Below are 17,127 nucleotides of genomic sequence, written 5' to 3'. Positions count from 1 at the left end.
GTGGAACAGCGCGACTATCCGGCGATAGCGAAGGCCTATGCCCGCGACATCGTAAAGGGCAAGATCCCCGCCGGTAAGTCGATTGTGCTGCAATGCCAGCGCTTCCTTGATGACTTGAAGGTCCAGCGGTCAAAGGATTTCCCCTACCGCTTTGATGCGGACAAGGCTTCGCGGGTCTGCAAATTCATCGAGCGCTTGCCCCACTCAAAGGGCAAGTGGGCCGCCAAGAAAGAGCTGATCCGGCTTGAACCTTGGCAAATCTGGATTCTGGCCTGTACCTTCGGCTGGCTGCGTAAGGTCAGCGGTCTGCGCCGGTTCCGCGTCCTCTTCGTGGTGGTGCCGCGCAAGAATGGCAAGTCGGCGCTGGCGGCGGGCATCGGCCTGTATATGCTCTGCGCCGATGGCGAGTTTGGTGCCGAGGTCTATTCGGGGGCGACCAACGAAAAGCAGGCATGGGAGGTGTTCAAGCCTGCTAAACTGATGGCCACGCGCACCCCCGCGCTGTTGCGCCGGTTTGGTATCGAGGTGAACGCGAAATCGCTGGTCAAGGTTGCCGACGAAAGCAAGTTTGAGACGATCATTGGCGATCCGGGCGATGGGCAGTCGCCCAGCTGCGCCATCCATGACGAATATCACGAACACGATGACGACAGCCAACGCGACACCATGCAAACCGGCATGGGCGCCCGCGATCAGCCGTTGCAGGTTCTCATCACCACCGCTGGCGATAACCTCGCCGGTCCCTGCTACACCTCAATTCAGGAGGAACGCGAGAAGCTGGCCGGGATCGGCCACAACGGCGGCCCGCCGCTCGACGACGAAACGTTCTTTGTCGAATACACGATCGACGAAGACGATGATTGGAAAAGCGAGATTGCCCTTCGCAAAGCCAATCCGAATTTCGGCGTTTCTGTGGGCGCCGATTACCTGCTTGCGCGGCAACGTGACGCCATCGCGACACCGCGCAAGGCCGGGGTGTTCAAGACCAAGCACCTCAACCTGTGGGTCGCGGCCAAGGCGGCCTATTTCGACATTGAGGCCTGGCGGCGATGCAGGGACAGGGATTTGCCGGTCAGGGTGGCCGATGCGATCTTGCTCGAAGCGCTGCGCGGGCGGCGCTGCATCGCCAGCCTCGACCTTGCTTCAAGGACCGACATTGCCGCGCTCGAACTGCTGTTTCCGCCGCTGTTCGGGAAGGCCACGCTGGACGATCCCTATATCCGCATCGGGTTCTATTTCCTGCCCAGCGAGACGGTGCTGAACACTCCGGCCTATGCGGCATGGGATGCGCAGGATCTGCTTTCGGTCACCGATGGCAACATCATCGACTTTGACGAAATTGTCGAAGTGCTGCGCGATGTGCGCGACCGCTTCCAGTTGGAACAGGTCGCCTATGACCCGCATCAGGCCACCTATCTGGTGACCACGATGCAGAAGGAAGGTTTCCCGGTGGTCGAATATCGGCCCATCGTGATCAACTTCTCCGAACCCATGAAGGAACTGGACGCGCTGACCCGCGCAGGAACGATCCGCCACGGCGGATGCCCTGTAATGGAATGGGAAATGAACAATGTCGTCGCGCAAGCCGACGCCAAGGATAACGTTTATCCGCGCAAACCGCGCGCGGAGGCCAAGATCGACAATCCGGTGGCGCTGATCGCCGCGCTGGGCGTGGCGATGGCCAAGGAAGAAGAGCCCGCGGCAACTTCGCCATGGGATGACCCGAATTTCAGCATGGTGGGAACCGCCTGATGATGTCGCCAGACGATTACAAGCGCGCCCGAGGCGGCGGCAAGGCGGAGGTGCGCGCGGGCAATCCGTTCGAAGGTTCGACGATCACCAGCGCGGCCTCGGCCGAGGAATTCCTTGCCTTCTTCGGCATGCTGGAAGGCCGCGGGCAATTGCCGCCTGTCTCGATTGAGGCCGCCCTGGAAGTTCCGGCGGTGTTCGGCGCGGTCGCGTTCCTCTCGCGCACTCTGGCGACCCTGCCGCTTCATGCCTTCCGGACAACGGACAAGAGCGGCGACAAGCTCGATGGCGATTTGGCCATGCTGCTCAATGAGGCGCCCAACCCGGAATGGTCCAGCTTCGCCTGGCGGCAATACACCTGGCAACAGGTGTTCACCGGCGGGCGCGGCATGAGCTGGATCGAGCGCAAGGGCATCACCCCGGTTGCGATCTGGCCCATGGATCCGGCCTTCACCACGGTCCAGCGGATTTCGGGCCGCAAGACCTATCGATTCGAGGGCCGGGAATATCCTGCAACTGACGTGATCGATGTTCCCTTCATGCTCAAAACCAACCAGATCGAGGCCTATGGTCCGATCTGGAAGGGGCGCAAGGCGATTGCCTTGGCGATCGCCATGGGCGATTACGCGGGCGGGTTCTTTGCTGGTGGCGGGGTTCCCCCCATGTCGCTTGAAGGTCCGCTGCCGCAGGGGCCCGATGCCTTCAAGCGGGCGATGGCGGACATCAAGCGCGCGGTCGATATGGCCAAGCAGGCGGGCCAGCCCTTTTTTGGGATGCCGCCGGGCCATTCGCTGAAACCGATCGGCATTGACCCGGCCAAGGGTCAGATGACCGAAGCGCGGCTGTTCCAGATTCAGGAAATCGCCCGTATCTACGGCCTGCCGCCGGTGTTCCTGCAGGATCTGTCCAAAGGCACGTTCGCCAATACCGAGCAGCAGGATCTGCAACTGGTCAAGCACCTGATCGGACAATGGTGCAAGGCCTTTGAGGATGAGCTGAACCTAAAGCTGTTCGGCCAGCGCCGCCGCGCGCGGCGCGTGGCCCACAATCTCGACGGCCTGCAGCGCGGCGATTTCCGCAGCCGCATCGAGGGCTTCGCCCGCGCGATCCAGACTGCGCAGATGACCCCGAATGAGGTCCGCGAAATCGAGGATCGCCCGCCGCTGGATGATGGGGATCGCCTCTATATCCAAGGCGCCACCGTGCCGCTCGGCACCGTCAGCACACAGATAGGCCACAATGGCGGGCCGTCGATCAATGACAACGAGGAAGGCCAAACCGATGCCGTCACAACCACAGACTGACCAGCGCGAACGCCGGGCGGTCACCACCGGGCTTGAACTGCGCGCGGTGGGCGATGCGGCCGCGCCGCTGGTGGGTACGGCAACCGGCTATGCAGCGATGTTCAATGTCGAAACCGACATTGGCGGCTATTGGTGCGAACGCATCCTGCCCGGCGCTTTCGCCGCCTCGTTGCAATCGCGCGATGTGATCGCGGTCCACAGCCATGACACAGGCCGCGTTTTGGGCCGTACCGGCGCGGGGACGCTGACCCTGCGCGAGGACGCTACCGGGCTGGCCTTCGAAAATGATCTGCCCGACACCACCGATGGGCGCGATCTGGCCGTGCAGATCGATCGCGGCGATATCGCGGGCATGTCTTTCGGGTTCGTAACCCGGAAAGAGCAATGGGACCAGACCGTTGATCCGCCTTTGCGCACGATCATCGAGGCCGACCTCTACGAAATCACCTACACGCCATGCCCGGCCTATCCCGATACCAGCGTGGGCATGCGCTCGCTCGAACACGCGCGCGGCGAGCGGCGCGATCATAACCGGCGCGGCGCGCTGGGGCGCATCGCTGCCCGCCGCGCGCGTCAGGCCCAGATCGAGCGCAATCTGACGCGCTGACATTCACCTTTTACCCGGCGAAAGCCGGAGGCGGCTGGCTCTTCCAGCACTTCAATCGCCCGCTCCGCTCTCGCGGTGGCGGGCTTTTTTATGCCCGGAGAAATCGAATGCCGACTCTTACTGAACTGCATGAAACGCGCGGTCGCCTGGTTACGCAGGCCCGCGAGGCGCTGGACGCCATCACCGCGAACACCGACGATGCCCGCACCGCCGAACTGGAAGCCCGCCATGACACGATCATGGCCGAATTCGACAAGATTGAGGCCAACATCAAGCGGGAAGAGCGCCACGCCCAAATCGAGGCGCAGATGGAAGAGCGCCAGCGTCGTAACCGTCCCCTTGGCCCCGATGTGACCACCGGCGGCCAGAATGATGGTGAACAGCGCACCGACGAACAGCGCCAGGCGGAATATCGCGATGCCTTCATGGCCATGCTGCGCGAGGGCGGCGATATGGGCGCGATGACCACCGAACAGCGCCAGCTCCTGCGCGCGGGCTATCAGGAATTGCGCACTCAGACCGCCGGGACGAATGCCGCCGGCGGCTATACGGTGCCGGTTCAGATGGCCAATGACATTGTCCAGGTGATGAAGGATTGGGGGCCGATGTATGACCCCGGCATCACCAATGAAGTTTCGACCGGCGGCGGCAATCAGTTCACCATCCCCACCAATGACGACACCGCCAACACTGCATCGGCGCTGGCCGAGGGCGCCGATCTGACGGATGACGGCAGCGGCGATGCTGTTTTCGGGCAGGCCCGCTTTGACGCCTATGTTGATGCCACCCCTTGGGTGAAGATCAGCTTTGAACTGCTCCAGGACTCGGCCTTTGACATTCAGGGCTTCATCTCCGGTGCGTTGGGCGAACGCCTTGGCCGACGCGCCAATGCCCGTCTGACCACGGGCTCGGGCGTCAACCAGCCCAATGGCATCGTGACGGCGGCCCCGGTCGGCATCACCGCAGCTTCGGCGGTGGCTATTGCCTCGGACGAACTGATCACCTTCCAGCATTCGGTCAATCAGGCCTATCGCCGCAGCCCCAAGGCGCGCTGGATGTTTGCCGATTCCACGCTGGCGGTGCTGCGCAAGTTGAAGGACGGCCAGGGCAATTACCTCTGGCAGATGGGCGACATCCGCGCGGGCGTGTCGGATATGCTGCTCGACAAGCCCTATTCGATCAACGACGACGTGCCCGCGATCGCGACGGGCAACAAGGCGATCATCTTCGGCGATTTCAGCCGCTATTGGGTCCGCAAGGTCGGCGGGCCGGTGATCGGCACGGTTCGCGAACGCTTCTGGCCCAAGGTCGGTCTGGCGGGTCTGATCCGCTATGACGGCGAACTGGTGGACGCCGCCGCGATCAAGGCCCTCAAGCTCGCCTGATCATGACGCCGGGCGGGGCTCCGGTCCCGCCCGCATTTCTGCTCATCATTGCGGAGCATTCCCATGAAACTGAAAATGCTGGTCCCCATGCAGGGGCCTGAATTGGCGCTTGTTGTCGGCAGCCCCTATAGCCCGGATGACGCCGAGGCGCTGCGCCTGATCGATGCCGGATTTGCCGAGTCGGTCGATGCCGAGGAAGAAGCGGCCGCGCGCGCGTCTGCCAATGCCCCTACTGCGGACGAACTGGCTGCCGTAGCCGCTGCGCAGGCCGCTGCTGATGCTCAGGCCGCTGCTGACGCGCAGGCTGCCGCCGATGCTCAGGCTGCCGCTGACGCGCAGGCCGCCGCTGACGCGCAGGCCAAAACCAAGACCGCCACCAAGGCAAAGGCCTGATCCATGTGGATGCCTGTCGAAACCATTGCGGCTCCGGCGGGAAGTTGGACCACTACGGCGCTTGCCCGGACCTATCTGTCGGCCGACGATGATGATGGGCAGGACGCCATTATCCAAGGGATGATCGACGCCGCAGGGGCCTATGTCGAGGCCTATACCGGGCTTCGGCTGCTCACGCAGACTGTCCGCCTTCGGTGCCGATCGTTTCTGGATCTTGAGCGGCTGCCCATCGGCCCCGTTGCGCAGGTGACGGCGATTGACTGTCTGACCACCGACGGTTTGAATCCCACCCTGTCCGGCACATTGTGGGAACAGTTCGGCTTTGGGCTCTCTGTCGGCGTCCGCCCGGCCGCCGGTAAGACTTGGCCGGTTTTGCGTCAGGTTGATGATGCTGTCCGGTTGACAGTCGAAGTAGGGTATGGCGCTGATCCGTCCACTATTCCGCCCCCAATAAGACAGGCTTGCTTCCTGCTGCTGGGCGACTTTTTCGCGAATCGCGAAGACACATCGCCCGATGGCGTTGCCAAGGCGACCTTGCCCAACGGCGTGGCCGCACTCCTGGCCAATTACCGGATGTTCTGACCATGGCGCATTCAACCTTAGGGGCGGGGCGGCTGCGCCATCCGATCAAGATCCGCCGCGCCGTGCTGGTCAACAATGGCCGGGGCGGGCAGACCAAGCAATGGCAGACCATCGCCAGCCCCCGCGCGGAAATTATCGGGCTCGATGGGCGCGAGGCCATGATCGGCCATGCTCTGACGGGGATCAGCGTCTCGCGCGTCACGATCCGCTGGCGCGCGGGCATTCTGGCCACCGATCAGGTGCGGCTGGCCGATGGTACAAATCTGGCCATCGCTGCGCCGCCCTATGATCCCTTTGGGACACGCAAATGGCTGACGATCCTTGCCACTACGGAAGGCGTGGAGCCCGACGATGGCCAATAGCAATGTGGCCAATTTGGAGGCCAATCTGGCCTTCTGGGCCTCGATTGAGCCCGAAGCCCGAAAGCAGCTTGCGACCGAACTGGGCGAAATCGGCCTCGAAATTCTGGCGGCCCAGCAACAGGCCGCACCGTTTGAAACCGGTCTGCTCCGTAATGCCCTTACCGTGGCGCAGGCCATCGACGGATTGCGCGTGCGCGTGGGCTATCCTGATTTGAAGAAGAAAGATCCCCGCTTCTACGCCATCATGCAGGAATATGGCGTGAAGGCGGGCGAGAAGCTGGTTCAGCGGCGCAGACGGGTTAAGGGCAAGCTACGCCTGCTCCGTGGCCGTAAGCGCGTCGAGGACATTGTTTGGTCTGATACCATCGAATGGAAGGCCCGTCCGGCTCGTCCGTTCGTCCATCTTGAGGAGCGCTTTGAGCAGGTTCTGAACGGGGTTCAGGATCGCTTCTGGGATGCCGTTTTGAGAAACACCGGGAATTGACCCATGGATGAAGATGTTGATCTGCTGACACCGGCCATGCGCGCGGTGATCGGCGCGCTATTGCCCATTGCGGATCTGCCCGATGCGCCCGCGGGCCTGCAGGTGTTCGATCATGTGCCGCAGGACACCCCGGCGCCTTTTATCAAGCTGGGCACGATCAAATCGGTGGATGCCTCGACCCGCGATGAACAGATGTCGCGCATCGAGATTGAGGTGATCTGCCAATGGGTGGGCAATCAGCGCGACGAAATCATTTGGATGGTCGGACGGGTCCGCAAAGCGTTGAACGGCCGCCCCATAGCCGCCCCCGGTGCGGTGTTCTCTCGCCCCGTCATCGGTGAGGAAATCGTCAGCGAGGCCATTGCCGATGGCGTGACCTACGTTGCCCTCTCCACCTTTTCCTTCAACGTTCAACCCGCCTGAGGAGGCATAACCATGACCGCAGTTGCCCAATACGGCAAAGATACCCGCACGCTGATCAAAAGCGGCTCCACCTTCATCCCGATTGCGGGCGAACAGAAGGCCTCGCGAAAGGGGAGCAGCGACAGCATCGACACCACGTCCAAGGACGATGGCAATTACAAGACCAACGGCTTTGGCCAGAAGTCGATCACCATCTCGGTCAACGGCATCACCAAGCTGCCCGATCCGGGCTATTCGCGCCTGTATGAGGTGCAGAAACAGGCCGTTCCGGTCGAGGAATTCCAGTTGGTCAACGAATTGACCGGCGAGGTGTTCTTTCAGGCCAAGATGTCGGTGGGCAACTTCTCGGACGACTATGACCAGAGGAACGGGGCCAGTTGGAGCATCGACCTTGCGCTGGCCGCCGCGCCGACCATCGATAAGGTGCCCGATCCGTCCTATGCCGGGAGCGGCGGCTAATGGCGGCGCGTCGTTCGCCTCGGGCCGGGCAGCGTGCCCAGCCTGAGGCCAATGCGGTGCGCGGCGAAGTGTCGCTGACGCTGGGCGGGGTCAAGTATCGCTTGCGCCCCACCAGCGCTGCGGCCCTGGCGATCGAGGACGAACTGGGCGGCAGCATGCTGGCCCTGTGTCAGCGCGCCGGGGCGGTGGCGTTGGGCTATCGCGAGCTGGGCGTGATCGCCGGGGCCTTCATCCGCGCCGGTGCGGCGCCCGACGACAAGCTGACCGCCAACATCAACAATGATGTCTTGGCCGATCTGATCTATGCCGAGGGGCAAGTGAAGGTACTGGGCATCTTGTCCGCAGTCATGGCCAATGTCGTGAACGGCGGATATACCCCGCAGGGGGAGCCCCGCGCGGTGACGGCGAACGGCTAGAAGGCCACGCGCGTTACCGCATGCTGATGGGGGTCATGATGGACGCCTTTGGGTGGAGCGCGGAGCAATTCTGGCAGGCCACGTCCCACGAGATTTGGGCGATGATCGAGGCGCGGCAGCGGGCGAATGCGCGGATCGATCAAGGGTAAACACCTAAGCTGCGCAAAAACGTTCGTCGTCTGGTTTCGCCCCAGTTGCGGCCATTGCGGGAACTCAGCTAACAGTGCTTCCCTACAACTCGCTTGAAGGTGTTCAATGGAGTTTCCCGACGGTCTGCTCAACCTCTACCTCACTGATATTGGCGAACCATCCGAAAACCAGTTGCGGATCGTAGTGGTGGAAGGCCTCCTCGGTGAGCCGACTCAGATTGACATAGACGGTATCGACTTGGGTGAAGGTCGGCCAATTCTTGTAACCGATGAGAGCCGGTCTTTCGAGCTACGTTGGGACAACTATGTGGCCTACGCAGTCAGAAACGAGAGCTTCTGGAAAGCCGAGGGTGACGAGCTACCCCGAGGAAAGATGCTTGAGCGGCGTTCCAACTCAGCATTCTTTCGGTATGTCTCCGCGACCACATTCGCCGACGATGAATATCCAGGACCGCTTGAGCATTGGTCGCTTACCACGCTCAATCACTGCGTAGATGTAGTGAGCGTCGGTCCACCGCGCGTGATGTCTAGCACGCCAAAAGGCTGAACGTCGAGGCGACGTCAAGGTCCGCAATCCACCATATTTCGCCGACAAGCGCCTTTCCGGACACGGTGCCATTGCGGACGTACAGCTTGCAATATACTTCTTCCGAATGCAGCCTCGATTGCATCATGGCCTGACTGTTCTAGGGCGAAGCCTTTGGTGTGCTTTGTTGGGTGCATTTGCGTACAGTTGCATCGGTAACGTTCTGGTGCGAGGTGATCGCGCCATTGCGATTCATGGGCATTTTCGCTTGCCTGATGTTGCAATGATTCCCAGCCTGACACTTTTGATGACGCCATTTGCAATGCCAAGTGCCGTCATTTGTGTATTGTCACTCAGCATCATCGAGAATTTGCCAAGCAGGTATGCAGCATTGGCCTTCGCTGCATGTACCTTGTTACTCCTGCCTGCTCTGATCTTGGCCTTCCCAAGGTACATGTCCGCGCTAGACACATCCAACGATTGGTGCAGGGGCATGATGCTCCCTGCGGCAGTGTACGTTGTTGCAGTTGGCTGGTGGATTTTTGGGGTAAATCGCTCGACAAAAGCGCCGGGAGCATAACGTCCGCTCCCCCTGACTTTCATGCCGCAGTGACTGTCACGCGGGAGGGCCGATAGCCGTCCTTCGTACATGACAGCCCGGAAGCGCCCCTTCCCACCAATTTTCGACACCCACAATGATCCCGCCCTGACCGGCGGGGTTTTTTATTGGAGCAAAGCCCTTGGCCGTTAAACCCCTTGTCCTCGTCGTCAGCGGCCAGACGGATAAGCTCAAGACGGCTTTGCGTTCCGGCGCGGCCGATCTGACCGATTTCAGCAAGACGACCGAAGAACTGCTGGAAGGTATTCAGCAAAAAGTACGGGATTCACTCGGCATAACTGGCGAGGATGCCGGGGCCCAGCTTGGCCGCAATCTGTCTCAGCAGGTGCAGGCGTGGAACCGAGCAGCGCAGAATGCTACAGCCACAGGTGTCGATTTCGATCCCCTCGGGGGCATGACTTCGGCCAAAACGCTTGAAGCTGCCGCAGCGCAAGAGCGCCTGGCCGCCACCTATCGCGAGCAGGCGGCAGGCGCGGCGGCAGCGCAGGGGGCCAATGAGCGTGAAACGCTGACCTTGCGCCAGGTGGCCGTCGCGTCCGAACTGGCAGCGGCCAAGGCGGATCAGGAGGCGGCAGCGCTGCGTACACAGGCTGGGGTGCTTGAGGCCATGGAGCGCGCCATGGGCCGCCATAATGCCGCCCAGCGCCAGACCGCCGAGGTGAGCGGGGCAACCCGCAATGCCATGCGCGACCTGTCGTTTCAGGTGTCGGACGTGGCCACGTCTTTGGCAGGCGGCATGCCGCCCATGATGGTGTTCAGCCAGCAGTTTGGCCAAATCATCGGCGCGTTTCAGATGATGGGCGGCGAGGGGAACAAGCTGATCAGCTTCCTTTCCGGGCCATGGGGGATGGCGCTCTCGACGGCGGCGGTTGCGATCGTGCCGCTGCTCGGAAACCTTGAGATTTTCAATGACAAGGTGGGCGACGCGGCAAAGAAGCTGAAAGAGCAGGCGGAAAGCACCCGCATTGCCGATCAGGCACAGGCGATTTTCGACCGTACTCTGGACGGTGCGATTGCCCGCGAGCGCAAACTCGCCGACGAACTGGACCGCCAGCTGAAAACGCGCCGCCAGCTTAATCAGGAAAAACTCAACGAAGCCAAAGAGAGCCAGGGCAACCTTGCGAATCAGGTTGAATCGGCCCGACGCGAATTGCGGTCGGCATTGGCCGAGCAGAAGGCCGCTAATGACCTCCCGGCCAACGGCGAGGCAGGCCGGGCGGCGCGCGACAGCGCGGTCCAGAACGCTGACAGGAAAGTCGAGGAAGCGCGGACAAAGCTGTTCGATGCCCAGCAAGCCGAACTGAACGCCCAGGCCGATGTGAGGCGCGCCGAGGCTATTCAAATTCAGGCCCGCGCCAAGGAAGGTGCCAGCCCTCAGTCTGCCCAGCAGGCGCGCTTTGATCGGGAACGCGAGAGGCTGCAGGGCGATTACGTCCGTGGCAGCATCAGCAAAGAGGAATACGATGCGCAATTGAGCGCGCTGGAAAAGTCGGCAGAAGCGGCCAAGGAAAAGCCGAAAAAGAAAAAGGACACCTCCGCGCGCGAGGCCGAAGCGGAAATGAAATCCGGCGCGGCCTATGATGATGCCATCGCGCGCACCGTGACCGACCTTGCCAATCTGGCGCGCCAGAATGTCACCGATCTGGAAGAGCTGGGGCGCCTCGATAAGGCCGCGGTTGATGCCGCCCGCGATCGTGAGCGCGCCGCGACAGAAGAGCAGGGCCGCCGCGAGAAGTGGTCGCGCGCGCAGATCGATGCCTTGCAGTATAAGCAAGGCGAGGTGGCCGAGGCCAAGAAAGCCCAGATCGACGAACGCATCAAGCGGGAGGTGGCAGATCGCTGGATCGAGACGCAGCGCGCGGCGCTGACGCTCGAAACGCAAATGCTGCAGGCCCAATCGGCGCTTGCGTTGACCACCGCCGAACGCCGCGCGCTTGCCCTGCAGATCCTCGAAAATGAGCGAAAGCAGGCAATCCTTGCGGTCGATAAAAAGGTCACCGATGGCCAGTTGACCGGCGAACAGGGCATGGCCGAAATCGGCAAGGTCAACCAGACCTATGACCTGAAAACCGAGCAGACCAAAAAGCAATATGCCTCGCCGGTCGAGCAATGGCGCAATGACCTGAAAAAGAACACCGCCGATATCAACGCATCGCTGCAATCGGTCGAAGTGACGGGTCTGAAAGGGCTCGAAGATGGCTTTGTTGGGATTATTTCCGGGACACAAAGCGCCGCACAGGCGTTCAAATCCATGGCGGCAAGCATCATTGCCGATCTGGCCCGCATTGCGATCCAGCAGGCATTTGTGAAGGTGTTTGGCGGTGGGCTTTCTTCGGGCGGCAAGGTGCCAGGGCGCGCGCAGGGCAGCCTTCTCGGCTTTGCGGCTGGCGGCCTGCCTGGCTATGCGGGCGGGGTTCGCCTGTCGAACGGGATGATTTCTGGGCCGGGCACGGGCACCAGTGACAGCATCCTCGCGCTGGTCGATGGGCAGCGCCCCATCGCGGTGTCGAATGACGAAGGGATCGTGAACGCGCGGGCGGTCAGGAATTACTGGCCAATGATCGACGCGATGAACAAGGGCACCTTTCCAAAGTTTGCCGATGGTGGCCTTTTGTCGGCGGCATCGCTGACGGGGCTTGCCTATCCACGGATCCCATCAGCGGCTTCACTGTCCACTCGCGCCGTCATCATTTCCGCCCCGCAATACCATATGCCGGGGGCCATAACGACCGCTGAACTGATGCAATGGACCATCGAGACTTCGGCCCGCCACGCGCAGGCCGCAGCGGCGGCGGCTCCGATTGAAACGAGGCGCCAGCTGGCACGCCGCGATGAACAGAGGATCACCTGATGCCGACACCAATCATGCTGCCGCGTGACCGTGGGGTGAAGGTGGACAAGGTCCATTTCGTGGACTTTGGGGGCCAGCTCAAACCCTTCATGGGCGGCCCCGTCCAGGATATCATGCGCCTCGGCTCGCGCTGGGCTTTGGAAATCACCATCCCGCTGCAGGAAACCGAGCCTTATGGGCGCATATGGTCTTCGCGGCTGGTGCAGGCCAAGATTTTCGGCGCGCTGGTCGCCTTCCGGCAGGATGGTCTGGACATTGGCAATCCGGGCATGCCGGTGGTGGACGGCGCGGGCCAGACCGGCTTTGCCATCAACCTGCGCGGTCTGACGCCGGGCTACGTCATTCGCGAAGGGCAGGCGGTGCCGCTTGTCGCATCGGGCCGCCGCTATCTCTATTTTGCGGGGGCCGATGTCACGGTGGGCAGCACCGGGCGCGCCGCCGTTCCGATCTACCCCATGATCCGCCGCAGTCCCGCCAATGGCGATATTTGCGAAATGACCGATCCCATCATTCAGGGCAGCATCAACGGCAACGAATTGGCCTGGACCCGCCTGACCGCGCCGTATCACGACTTTGGCACCATCACGATCGCAGAAAGCGAATAAGCCATGACGCAATTGTCACCGGCCATGGCCGCCGCTTTGGCGGGCGAGCGGGTATTGCTGTTCGGCGCCGTCCGAATCGATTTGCCCGGTCATCCCATTCGCCTCCTCGATGGTGCCGGCGCGCTGACAATCGGCGGCGAACTCTATCAGGGGCGCGATGATGTCTATGGGGTTCTCGACACGATTGAGGGGCTTGAAGAAGCAATCGGCAACGATGCGCCCACGCTGACCATCGGCCTGATCCCGGCCAGCGATTTGGCGCTGGATGCTTTGGTCGATCCAGCGGTTCAAGGCTGCGAAGTCCAGGTGATGATCGGGGTGGTGAACCTTGCGAGCGGTCAGCCCGTTGCCTTGCCCTATCAGGTTTTCGTGGGCGAGCTGGACGTGCCGACCATCGCTTGGGGTGAGAATGATCTGCGCCTTGAATACCGGGTGGTCAGCGTGGCCGAGCGGTTTTTCCAGATCGAGGAAGGCCGCCGCCTGTCCAGCGCCTTCCATCAGTCTGTATGGCCCGGCGAAAAGGGCCTCGATCACTGCACCGATGTCGAGGTCATCCTCGCCTGGGGGCAGTCCGTCGATAATTCCGTAGTTTATACCCGGTCGAATGTGCCGGGCATTGCCGAGACGTTTAACCGCACATGACCGAACATTCTTTGATCCTGCGCGCCCGCGCGGCTCAGGCCACGCTGGACGAATGGAAGGCGCGCGCCTTTCGTCTGGGCGAAGCGGATTGCGCGCGCCTTGCCGCCTCTCATCTGCGGCGTCTGGGCCACAGCATCAAATTGCCCGCGGCCCGCTCCTATCGCACCGTCAAATCGGCCGAGGCTATGCTGGACAAGCTGGGGCTGGCCACGATGGTCGATGCTCTTGACGCGATGGGGTTCGACCGCATCGCGCCCGCCGCCGCGCTGGTGGGCGATATCGTCCAGATGCCCAGCGAGCCCGAGGGCGTAGCCGGTTCACAGCGCCTTGCCACGCTGACGATCGCGATGGGCAATGGCCGGGTGCTCGGCTGGCACCCCGAGGCACCCGAAGGCGCGGTTGTGATGCAGCCGCTTGAAATGGTGGCCGCATGGAGAGTGGAACCGAAGGGTAACGCGAAATGAAGGTTCTCAAGGGCGCTGCGCAAATCATCGGCGCGATTTCGGCGGTGGCGGCGGTTGTGGCCGGGCCCAGCCTGTTGGGCGTGGCTTTTGCCGCCAATGCGATGCTGATGGGCGCGATCGCCAGTTCGATCAAAGATCCTTCGCCATCCTCGGGCGGCAGCCAAACGAAGTGGAAAGCCGACCCCTATGCCGGGCTGCCCTATGTGATGGGCCGAACGTTGGTGTCCGGCAATATCGTGGCAAAGCTGCTGCGCGGGTCGAACAACGCCTTTCAGGCGTTGGTCACGGTCCTTTCGATCGGCCCCGTCCACGCCTACGAAGCCAGCTACATGAACAAGACCACGATGACGTGGATGGTTCGTCCTCCCCTCAGCTCTGATGGGGTGGCCGAGGCGGCAAACGGCTATCGCGGCTATATCTGGGAACAGCGCACGCTCGGCCTTTGCCCCGAGGCCTATGCCCCCGGCCAGACCGAAGGATTCGCCGGGTGGACCAGCGAACACAAGCTGTCCGGGCTGGCCAGCGTGTTCAACGTCTTTTGGTACAATTCCAAGGACAGCAACACGCTGACCGCGATTCCGTCGCCCGCGTGGCTGATCGAGGGTGTGCTGGTCTATGATCCCCGGCTGGACAGCACCTATCCGGGCGGCTCCGGGCCTTGCCGCGCGCTCGACGAATCGACCTATGTTTACAGCGAGGATCCGCATCTTCACGCGCTGACCTGGTGTCTTGGCCGTTGGCAAAACGGGGTGCGCGTTGCGGGCCTAGGCGCGCCGATCAGCCGCATCAATGTGGCCAGCTTTGTCGAGGGGGCCAACCTCAATGATGCGCGCGGGTGGAAGCTGGGCGGTCAGGTTTACACGCGGCCCGACACCCCTTGGAACAGCCTGAAAGCGATGCTGCAGGCCGGCGGCGCGCAGCCCGCGCAACCGGGCGGGATCATCACCGCGATCAACCGCGCGCCGCGCGTCTCGCTGGCCACGATCACCCATGCCGACATCATCGGCAAATGCACGTTTTCGGGCACCCAAAAGCGCCGCAACCGTCCCAATGGCATCATCCCGCAATATCGGTCTGAGGCCCACGATTGGGAAATGGTCAGCGCGCAGCTTGTCCAGGTGCCCGATTATGTCGCCCTGGACGGCGGCGAGCGGACCAAGGAAATCTCCTACCCGTTGGTGCAGGACGTGCATCAGGTCGCGCAGCTGGCCGCCTATGACATATGCGATGCGCGCGAGGCCGGTCCGGGAACGATCCCGCTCAAGCCCGCATGGATGAACTATGCCATCGGCGATTGCGTCACCTTTCAGCCGCAAGAGGGCTGGTCCATCAAGGTGATGATCACCGGGCGCCAGATCGATCCCAACACCGGCTCCATCACCTACACGGTGCGCGGCGAAACGGACGCAAAGCATGATTTCGCCTTGGGCAAGACAGGTGTTGCTCCGCCCATGGCCAGCCTCAATTACGACCTGCCGCCGACCGATCCGGCGGGCGAATGGACGGTGAACGGCACCACGCTGGCCGACAATGGCGCGGGCATTCCCGCGCTGGTCATCGCCGGCGCGGTCAGCATCACCAATGCCGAGGCGGTGCAGTTTGACTATCGCCCCTATGTCTCTGGCGCGGGCGGTGAGGATGGATGGATCGCCTCGGCAACGGTGAACCCCGCGGCCACCCATCACGAAATCACCTCTGTCACGCCCGAAACCATCTATGAGGTATCGGTGCGGTATCGCATTCGGGGCGTTTGGGGCAATCGGGGGATCCTTGGCCCGGTCGCGGCGGGCAAGCTCTATCCGGCTGGCTATCTGCGCCAGTTGATTGCCTCATCCTACACCAGCCCCTCGGAAAACCTTGCCACGGCCCACGATGCGGGAAGCAGCGTCCTGGTGTCGATCACCGATCATACTCGGGTCTATCCTGATCGAGAGGTCTACATTTCGGGCGTGGCGCCGATCACCGGCCTTGCGTTCAACACCACCTATTACCTCTACTACGACGATGCCGACCGGTCGGGTGGGGCCGTCGAAGTGCATGCCACCCCCGACCTTGCCACGGCGGCCATGAGCGATGGTCATCCGGCGCGCCACCAGCTGGGTATCATCATCACCGGCGCATCCGGGGCAGGGGATATGCATGGCGGCGGGGTGGAACCCGTCTATCAGGTTTCCACCCGGATCAAGACGCTGGCGGCCGATGTTGCGTTCAATGCCAACACGCTGATGGCCTATCAATACAATACCCAGCAGCTTCGCGACTATGTGGACGGCAAGCTCTTCGTCGATGGCGTGGCCGTCAACACGGTGATCGTGCAGGAGCGATCCGAACGCATCGAGGCCGAAGCGGCGTTGGCGCAGACCATATCGCTGATCGGCGCGAGGAACGCATCGAGCAGCGCCTTCATTCTGAATTTCGACAGCGTGCAGGCCAGCACCACAGGGGAGACACTGGCCACCATCATCACCAGCATGAATGCCGCCAATGCGGCAACCTCTGCCAGCATCACCGAGCTGCGTTCGATCGTGCTGGACCCCAGCGGCGGGGCAACCGCAAAGGCCGTGTTTCAGTTGAATGCCTCGGGTCATGTGGTGGGCTATGAGGCCACCAATGACGGTAGCGTGGGCAGTCTGGTCTTCAGCTTTGACAGCTTCATCCTGCTCAACCCGATTACCGGCACCTCCATATTCCGGGCCGAAGGCGGGCGGGTTAAAATGAGCGCCGTCGAGGTGGACACGCTCAAAGTGAATACGGCGATTGTCCCGAAACTCCTGTCTTCAACGACCGTATTCAACGGCAATGACAGCGATCAAACGGTGATGTCCACCAGCATCGTTATGCCCGTGGCGGGCTATGTTGTCGTAACGGGTTCATTGAGTCAGGGGTTCTCTGTTGTTCCGCGCGGATGGACTTTCACCCTTTACATCAATGGCACTCAGGTCTGGGTGGGGTCTGGCACTTATCCCGGTGACGTACTCAGCGCTGTTGGTTCAAAATATTGCGAAGCGGGAACGGTCACCATTCAAATGATCTGGTCGGGAAATCCCGCCGTTCGCGTGATTTCCCAGAACTACGTGATCCAAGGTTTCCCCAACACTCAATGAGGT

At 61.9% G+C, this 17,127-nt stretch carries 19 protein-coding genes; 18 read left to right on the top strand and 1 reads right to left on the bottom strand.

What is annotated here, in order from left to right:
• The 13 genes from PQ457_RS08000 to PQ457_RS07940 all read left to right on the top strand — a co-directional run bounded on the left by PQ457_RS08000 (position 1) and on the right by PQ457_RS07940 (position 8,860).
• Positions 1-1,752 (top strand): terminase large subunit, encoded by a 1,752-nt coding sequence (locus tag PQ457_RS08000; RefSeq protein WP_273619188.1) that lies wholly within the window; start codon positions 1-3, stop codon positions 1,750-1,752.
• Entirely contained in the window at positions 1,752-3,053 is a 1,302-nt protein-coding gene (locus PQ457_RS07995) for a phage portal protein (RefSeq protein ID WP_273619187.1), read from the top strand. Before PQ457_RS08000 ends, PQ457_RS07995 begins: the two co-directional genes overlap by 1 nt.
• Entirely contained in the window at positions 3,031-3,660 is a 630-nt protein-coding gene (locus PQ457_RS07990; RefSeq protein WP_273619186.1) for an HK97 family phage prohead protease, read from the top strand. Before PQ457_RS07995 ends, PQ457_RS07990 begins: the two co-directional genes overlap by 23 nt.
• A gap of 107 nt (positions 3,661-3,767) precedes the next feature.
• Positions 3,768-5,045: a phage major capsid protein gene (locus tag PQ457_RS07985; RefSeq protein WP_273619185.1), complete on the top strand. Its 1,278-nt coding sequence runs from the start codon at positions 3,768-3,770 to the stop codon at positions 5,043-5,045.
• Between the two features lie 63 nt (positions 5,046-5,108).
• Entirely contained in the window at positions 5,109-5,438 is a 330-nt protein-coding gene (locus tag PQ457_RS07980; RefSeq protein WP_273619184.1) for a hypothetical protein, read from the top strand.
• Positions 5,439-5,441: 3 nt separating this feature from the next.
• Positions 5,442-6,020, top strand: coding sequence for a head-tail connector protein (locus tag PQ457_RS07975; protein ID WP_273619183.1), 579 nt, complete (start codon positions 5,442-5,444; stop codon positions 6,018-6,020).
• A 2-nt stretch (positions 6,021-6,022) separates the two neighbouring features.
• The gene (locus tag PQ457_RS07970; RefSeq protein WP_273619182.1) at positions 6,023-6,382 is read left to right on the top strand and encodes a phage head closure protein; all 360 of its coding nucleotides are present in this window, start codon (positions 6,023-6,025) and stop codon (positions 6,380-6,382) included.
• Positions 6,372-6,866, top strand: coding sequence for a hypothetical protein (locus PQ457_RS07965; RefSeq protein ID WP_273619181.1), 495 nt, complete (start codon positions 6,372-6,374; stop codon positions 6,864-6,866). The genes PQ457_RS07970 and PQ457_RS07965 overlap by 11 nt, the downstream gene beginning before the upstream one ends.
• Positions 6,867-6,869: 3 nt before the next feature.
• The gene (gene gp17, locus PQ457_RS07960) at positions 6,870-7,289 is read left to right on the top strand and encodes a tail completion protein gp17 (protein ID WP_273619180.1); all 420 of its coding nucleotides are present in this window, start codon (positions 6,870-6,872) and stop codon (positions 7,287-7,289) included.
• A gap of 12 nt (positions 7,290-7,301) precedes the next feature.
• Positions 7,302-7,748: a phage tail tube protein gene (locus PQ457_RS07955; protein ID WP_273619179.1), complete on the top strand. Its 447-nt coding sequence runs from the start codon at positions 7,302-7,304 to the stop codon at positions 7,746-7,748.
• Positions 7,748-8,164, top strand: a complete 417-nt coding sequence (locus PQ457_RS07950) for a GTA-gp10 family protein (RefSeq protein ID WP_273619178.1) — start codon at positions 7,748-7,750, stop codon at positions 8,162-8,164. The genes PQ457_RS07955 and PQ457_RS07950 overlap by 1 nt, the downstream gene beginning before the upstream one ends.
• A gap of 20 nt (positions 8,165-8,184) precedes the next feature.
• The gene (locus PQ457_RS07945; protein ID WP_273619177.1) at positions 8,185-8,313 is read left to right on the top strand and encodes a phage tail assembly chaperone; all 129 of its coding nucleotides are present in this window, start codon (positions 8,185-8,187) and stop codon (positions 8,311-8,313) included.
• A 106-nt stretch (positions 8,314-8,419) separates the two neighbouring features.
• Positions 8,420-8,860, top strand: a complete 441-nt coding sequence (locus PQ457_RS07940; protein WP_273619176.1) for a hypothetical protein — start codon at positions 8,420-8,422, stop codon at positions 8,858-8,860.
• 231 nt (positions 8,861-9,091) lie between these two features.
• Here the strand turns inward: PQ457_RS07940 and PQ457_RS07935 are convergent, their stop codons facing one another.
• Positions 9,092-9,334, bottom strand: a complete 243-nt coding sequence (locus PQ457_RS07935) for a hypothetical protein (RefSeq protein ID WP_273619175.1) — start codon at positions 9,332-9,334, stop codon at positions 9,092-9,094.
• A 245-nt stretch (positions 9,335-9,579) separates the two neighbouring features.
• Here PQ457_RS07935 and PQ457_RS07930 point away from each other — a divergent pair, with 245 nt between their 5' ends.
• Genes PQ457_RS07930 through PQ457_RS07910 form a run of 5 tightly spaced genes read left to right on the top strand, consistent with a single transcriptional unit; the run spans position 9,580 to position 17,124 of the window.
• A complete protein-coding gene (locus PQ457_RS07930) occupies positions 9,580-12,309 on the top strand; it encodes a phage tail length tape measure family protein (RefSeq protein ID WP_273619174.1) in 2,730 nt (909 codons plus the stop codon).
• Positions 12,309-12,914 carry a hypothetical protein gene (locus tag PQ457_RS07925; RefSeq protein ID WP_273619173.1) on the top strand — a complete coding sequence of 202 codons (606 nt, stop codon included), beginning with the start codon at positions 12,309-12,311 and terminating at the stop codon, positions 12,912-12,914. The genes PQ457_RS07930 and PQ457_RS07925 overlap by 1 nt, the downstream gene beginning before the upstream one ends.
• Before the next feature lie 3 nt (positions 12,915-12,917).
• Positions 12,918-13,556 (top strand): hypothetical protein, encoded by a 639-nt coding sequence (locus PQ457_RS07920; protein ID WP_273619172.1) that lies wholly within the window; start codon positions 12,918-12,920, stop codon positions 13,554-13,556.
• Entirely contained in the window at positions 13,553-14,020 is a 468-nt protein-coding gene (locus tag PQ457_RS07915; protein ID WP_273619171.1) for a DUF6950 family protein, read from the top strand. The genes PQ457_RS07920 and PQ457_RS07915 overlap by 4 nt, the downstream gene beginning before the upstream one ends.
• Positions 14,017-17,124 carry a phage tail protein gene (locus PQ457_RS07910; protein WP_273619170.1) on the top strand — a complete coding sequence of 1,036 codons (3,108 nt, stop codon included), beginning with the start codon at positions 14,017-14,019 and terminating at the stop codon, positions 17,122-17,124. Before PQ457_RS07915 ends, PQ457_RS07910 begins: the two co-directional genes overlap by 4 nt.
• The last annotated feature ends 3 nt before the right edge of the window (positions 17,125-17,127 follow it).

Source organism: Novosphingobium humi (assembly GCF_028607105.1).
GTDB classification, from domain to species: Bacteria; Pseudomonadota; Alphaproteobacteria; order Sphingomonadales; family Sphingomonadaceae; genus Novosphingobium; species Novosphingobium humi.
Note: the sequence above shows the minus strand (reverse complement) of the source record. Positions and strands in the feature narration are given on the sequence as shown.

Excerpts from the sequence above, each read along its gene's own strand:
- PQ457_RS07915 (WP_273619171.1), top strand. The coding sequence starts at position 13,553 with ATGACCGAACATTCTTTGATCCTGCGCGCCCGCGCGGCTCAGGCCACG.
- PQ457_RS07965 (WP_273619181.1), top strand. The coding sequence starts at position 6,372 with ATGGCCAATAGCAATGTGGCCAATTTGGAGGCCAATCTGGCCTTCTGG.
- PQ457_RS07935 (WP_273619175.1), bottom strand. The coding sequence starts at position 9,334 with ATGCCCCTGCACCAATCGTTGGATGTGTCTAGCGCGGACATGTACCTT.
- PQ457_RS07975 (WP_273619183.1), top strand. The coding sequence starts at position 5,442 with ATGTGGATGCCTGTCGAAACCATTGCGGCTCCGGCGGGAAGTTGGACC.
- PQ457_RS07950 (WP_273619178.1), top strand. The coding sequence starts at position 7,748 with ATGGCGGCGCGTCGTTCGCCTCGGGCCGGGCAGCGTGCCCAGCCTGAG.
- PQ457_RS07985 (WP_273619185.1), top strand. The coding sequence starts at position 3,768 with ATGCCGACTCTTACTGAACTGCATGAAACGCGCGGTCGCCTGGTTACG.
- gp17 (WP_273619180.1), top strand. The coding sequence starts at position 6,870 with ATGGATGAAGATGTTGATCTGCTGACACCGGCCATGCGCGCGGTGATC.
- PQ457_RS07980 (WP_273619184.1), top strand. The coding sequence starts at position 5,109 with ATGAAACTGAAAATGCTGGTCCCCATGCAGGGGCCTGAATTGGCGCTT.
- PQ457_RS07940 (WP_273619176.1), top strand. The coding sequence starts at position 8,420 with ATGGAGTTTCCCGACGGTCTGCTCAACCTCTACCTCACTGATATTGGC.
- PQ457_RS07910 (WP_273619170.1), top strand. The coding sequence starts at position 14,017 with ATGAAGGTTCTCAAGGGCGCTGCGCAAATCATCGGCGCGATTTCGGCG.
- PQ457_RS07925 (WP_273619173.1), top strand. The coding sequence starts at position 12,309 with ATGCCGACACCAATCATGCTGCCGCGTGACCGTGGGGTGAAGGTGGAC.
- PQ457_RS07990 (WP_273619186.1), top strand. The coding sequence starts at position 3,031 with ATGCCGTCACAACCACAGACTGACCAGCGCGAACGCCGGGCGGTCACC.
- PQ457_RS07945 (WP_273619177.1), top strand. The coding sequence starts at position 8,185 with ATGCTGATGGGGGTCATGATGGACGCCTTTGGGTGGAGCGCGGAGCAA.
- PQ457_RS07970 (WP_273619182.1), top strand. The coding sequence starts at position 6,023 with ATGGCGCATTCAACCTTAGGGGCGGGGCGGCTGCGCCATCCGATCAAG.
- PQ457_RS07920 (WP_273619172.1), top strand. The coding sequence starts at position 12,918 with ATGACGCAATTGTCACCGGCCATGGCCGCCGCTTTGGCGGGCGAGCGG.
- PQ457_RS07995 (WP_273619187.1), top strand. The coding sequence starts at position 1,752 with ATGATGTCGCCAGACGATTACAAGCGCGCCCGAGGCGGCGGCAAGGCG.
- PQ457_RS07955 (WP_273619179.1), top strand. The coding sequence starts at position 7,302 with ATGACCGCAGTTGCCCAATACGGCAAAGATACCCGCACGCTGATCAAA.